Here is a 4,240-nt window from a genome sequence, read left to right as displayed (position 1 = left end):
TTCGTGCGTTCGTATTGGCTTCAGCGTGCACCGGAAACCGAGCCGCGACCGTCAGGAAGCGGAAATTTTAGATGTAGCACAATGCCGTAGCCCGGTCTGCTCGCAGCCGGGGATTGTGCCACTTCGATCCCGGCTGCAAGCAGACCGGGCTACAAGTATGCTAAATTAGAATCAACTGCGTTTCTGTATTGGGTTCCTCTTTTAATTCCTCTTCCTCATTGTCACTTGCTTCGGGCTCTCTTTCCTTCAATAAAGTAATCACTTGTGCCGCTCTGTCTACCGCCTTTGCAGTAACACTGTTGTAGATCGCATCATCCTTTTTAATTACTTCCAGTGCTTTTTGAGCGACTTGCAATTTAATTTCAAGGGGCTCAGGACTTTCATCCAATACTCTCATTTTGAATAAAAATGCATCGACAGCTACCCTTTTCGCATTTCCCGTACGCCAGCCTACAAAAAACTGTTGCGAATTTAACTCTTTATAGACTTCAAGTGGAGCAGATATAACTTTCAGTTCAGGAGTTTTAAACTGTATGCCCTCGCTTTGGTTTTGGCTTGCTAAAATTAAATCTCGACATAAAGTAGTCTGCGGATCAGCCTGAGTTTCAAAATGATCTGGATTAACAGTAACCATTGGACTTAACAGTGCAGAACCAATTTGCAAACCCATCTGTAAACCCTGGCGTGAAATCCAGAAAGACATCTCCAGTAAACGCACCATAATGGTTGTAGTTACTGTCGATGAAATGCTACTGATTTCCTGTAGTGTCCTGCCTATTTGTTTTAATTCAAGAGAGGTACTTTTTTCGAGATATTGGCCACCTTTCAATAATATAAAATAAATACCGTACACAGCTAACAACTCTTCAGCAAAAATAAAAGCACCATAGGTAGCAAAAATCATAGGCATGGACTTGACCAAAGCACGTATACCTCTGGTTTTTATCTGGCCTGCGTCATCAAAAAATCCGCTGGAATGGTCCAACAAGTCAATAAGGCTCTCATAGAGACTGCGTGAAGTGTAAGTGCCCGCCTGATTTTTTAAATGTTCCAGCCATTGTTTACAATCTTCTTTAGTGCGAATGTCTGCAAAAGTCATCTCTTTAAATTTATTGGGATTAGTCAGCTTTTCATAAGAAGCTTTTAAACTTTTGAAACAGGCATCGTTATTTCCTCCTTCAGAAAGCTTTTGTTCTATCCAGAGAATTTCAGGGGAAAAGCTTGTACGCCTGTCGGGGTGAAATTTTAAAGACAGTTTCCGGTAATGCCTGGTGATGTGTTCTTCGTCCGGGCCGGATGCTAATAATTGTTGATTTATTAATCTGGTCAAATCTCTATCTAGCCGTAACAGAGTATCTTTATCCAGTTTTTTTTCTTTATCGTTGCCGGCGTATATTCTTACCAGTTCTTGTAATTCCTTTTCTATAGTCATAATTACTCCTTTAATCTGACTGATAACCTGGTTAAAACTAGGTTATCGGATCGAGATAATGTTTACGCCTGAGAAATCCCGTCATGAAGCCAACAACAAGAATACTGATGTAAAATCCTGTCATCACGTCACTTAGATAGTGGTGGTATAGCAATACTCTGGACAGGGCAACGCACAGTGCCAAAGCAAGCAGAGAATAAAAGTGTTTGGGGAATAACACACCCAGGCCGGAAGCGACTGCAATAATGGTTATTGTATGTCCTGATGGAAATGACCAATACAGGTTTTTAAACTGGAACCAGTAAAAACCAAAAGAAAGGCTTTCAAATAACAGATCGGGTCGAGCGCGCCCTACAGCAATTTTAAGAATGAAACCTACAATATTGGGAGCCAGAACACAGGCAAACAAATACCAGGACATGGTTTCGTATTTTTTATTTTTATGAATGTAACGAAAGTAAAGTCCGCCAAGAAAGAACAAAGGCAAATAGGCAACCCATTGTCCAAAGGCTGTCAGTATTTTCAACAATTTTAAATTGTCTCTGAGTTCCAGCATGTGGCAATAAGTGGCGATGGATTCGTCTGCAAACAGATAAGCTAAAGCAACCAGAATTACGTAGCTGATTAGTACAACTGGCTTTTTCATAAAATTAAACGTTCTGTCAAACTGAGTCATCCCTCTGATCCATAATAAATTATCACTTAAATGCATCATATAAGATGACTGTGATTTCGCCAAGACCAAAAGTTATAAAAACTATAATATGCCTGTTATTCATCTTAAGTATTCGTTAAAATCAAGGCACAATTTTTTGAGACCGCACTATTGATGCAAAACTTTACGTTAATCCAGCAAATTTGTATTTGGGCGCTTCCCGTTTTGTTAGCCATTACGCTGCATGAAGTTGCACATGGGTATGTTGCTTATAAATGCGGTGATACTACTGCGAAAATGTTTGGGCGTTTAAGTTTAAATCCTGTACGTCATATTGATCCTATAGGAACCATAGCCTTACCTCTTCTCTGTGGGGTGTTAACCAATTTTAATTTTGTTATTGGTTATGCCAAACCGGTTCCAGTGAACTGGAATCAATTGCGTCATCCCAAAAGAGACATGATTCTGGTTGCATTGGCAGGCCCTGGCGCTAATTTTCTTATGGCTTTTCTCTGGGCTGCCTGCTTTAAAATCGCAACCATGCTGCATCCTCAAAGCTCAACAATAGCGCTGTTTCTTCTCGTTACCGCCCGTGCCGGAATGATTATTAATCTGGTTTTGGCTTTTTTAAATTTAATCCCCCTGCCGCCGCTGGATGGCAGCCGTGTAATAAGCAGCCTTTTACCGGCCAGGGCTGCAATGGCTTATTCTCGAGTCGAGCCTTTTGGTTTTATCATTCTGGTTGTTTTGCTTTTCACCAATGTATTGGGATATATACTGCTCCCCTTAATTAATGGCGGCATTTACTTTTTGAGTTCAATTTTTCAATTATGAATATACTAGCAGACGCATCATTACCCGGTTTGGACGCTGCATTTCCTGCGCCCTTTCATCTTAGCCTTTATCATTCTGCAGAGGAGATCTCCTCTAAACTTGCAGGACAGGACGTGCTTCTTTGCCGATCTACATTAAAGGTAGACAGTTCTTTGTTGAAAGGACATCAGCTTAAATTTGTGGCCACTGCAAGCAGTGGTACTGATCATCTGGATGAAGCTTTTCTAAAATCAGAAGGCATAGAGATGATTGATGCCAAAGGATGTAATGCCCCTTCAGTTGGTGATTATGTTCTGGCAACTCTGGCATATCTCGATCAACAGCAACTCATAAAGGGAAAGACTGCTGGAATTGTAGGGATGGGGCGAGTGGGAACTGAGGTGTATGACCGTTTGGCAGCACTTAATTTAGACATTCATGTTTATGATCCGCCGAGAGCAGAACGTGACCGGCAATTTAAAAGTTGCGCTTTAAGTGATTTGTTTCAGGTAGATATTCTTTGCATTCATGCAGAGTTACATCAGACACAACCTTATCCCAGTTTCAATTTGTTTCACTTTGACGTGCTTTCCCAATTAAAACCGGAATGCATTATTATTAATGCCGCACGTGGGGGAATAGTGAATGAAGAAGATTTGCTGCGTCTGCCGCAAAGCCTGATTTATTGTACTGATGTGTATAGTAATGAACCTGAGATAAATGCTGCTATTATAAACAGGGCTACTTTATGCACGCCTCATATTGCAGGACATAGTCTTGAAGCAAAATATAATGCCGTATCTCTTGTGAGTGCACGATTGCACCGCATAGCCAGACTCCCATATCCTCAATTTGCGCGACCTAATCCGCCGGAGAAAGCAGTCATTGAGCCGAATAAGCCGTGGCAGGAGATTATTCTTTCTCTTTATAATCCGATTGATGAAACATTGAGTTTGAAAGAGGCTTCAGATAAAACGGCAGGCTTTTTATCGCTGCGCAAACAGCATCAAAATCGGCATGATTTTACCCATTACTTTGATTGAACCTTACTCCCCCCTCCCGCGCGTCTTTTTGCGCGAAGGATTGTAAGTTTAAAATTTTATATAATGTCGGATAAGAGAGTAGCTCTTTACTTCAAGAGTAAAGAGCGCGGGCGTGAGCGACCGTCGAAGGATTGGTTTAGCAACCGCGGAGATCAAGGTACTCTGGCCCTGCTCTCGAAACGTTTGAATAGTTGATTGGACTCCTTAAAGTACGTCCGCTTACAATCCTAAACAATCAAATTCGAGGCATTATGAAATTATACACTAATTATATTGGTATCGATATTGGAAAATACT

At 41.2% G+C, this 4,240-nt stretch carries 4 protein-coding genes; 2 read left to right on the top strand and 2 right to left on the bottom strand.

Annotation, left to right across the window (positions count from 1 at the left end; genetic code table 11):
• Positions 1-160: 160 nt before the first annotated feature.
• Together B094_RS0102170 and B094_RS0102165 are read right to left on the bottom strand one after the other, a co-directional pair.
• Positions 161-1,432, bottom strand: a complete 1,272-nt coding sequence (locus tag B094_RS0102170; protein ID WP_018576151.1) for a J domain-containing protein — start codon at positions 1,430-1,432, stop codon at positions 161-163.
• A gap of 37 nt (positions 1,433-1,469) precedes the next feature.
• Entirely contained in the window at positions 1,470-2,108 is a 639-nt protein-coding gene (locus B094_RS0102165; protein ID WP_018576150.1) for a phosphatase PAP2 family protein, read from the bottom strand.
• 153 nt (positions 2,109-2,261) lie between these two features.
• On the opposite strand from B094_RS0102165, the gene B094_RS0102160 reads away from it, so the two are divergent.
• Complete coding sequence (locus tag B094_RS0102160; protein ID WP_018576149.1) at positions 2,262-2,921, top strand: site-2 protease family protein; 660 nt, start codon at positions 2,262-2,264, stop codon at positions 2,919-2,921.
• Positions 2,918-3,943: a 4-phosphoerythronate dehydrogenase gene (locus tag B094_RS0102155; RefSeq protein ID WP_018576148.1), complete on the top strand. Its 1,026-nt coding sequence runs from the start codon at positions 2,918-2,920 to the stop codon at positions 3,941-3,943. The genes B094_RS0102160 and B094_RS0102155 overlap by 4 nt, the downstream gene beginning before the upstream one ends.
• Positions 3,944-4,240: the final 297 nt, after the last annotated feature.

This window comes from Legionella shakespearei DSM 23087, from assembly GCF_000373765.1.
GTDB classification, from domain to species: Bacteria; Pseudomonadota; Gammaproteobacteria; order Legionellales; family Legionellaceae; genus Legionella; species Legionella shakespearei.
This window is presented reverse-complemented; position numbering and strand designations above follow the sequence as displayed.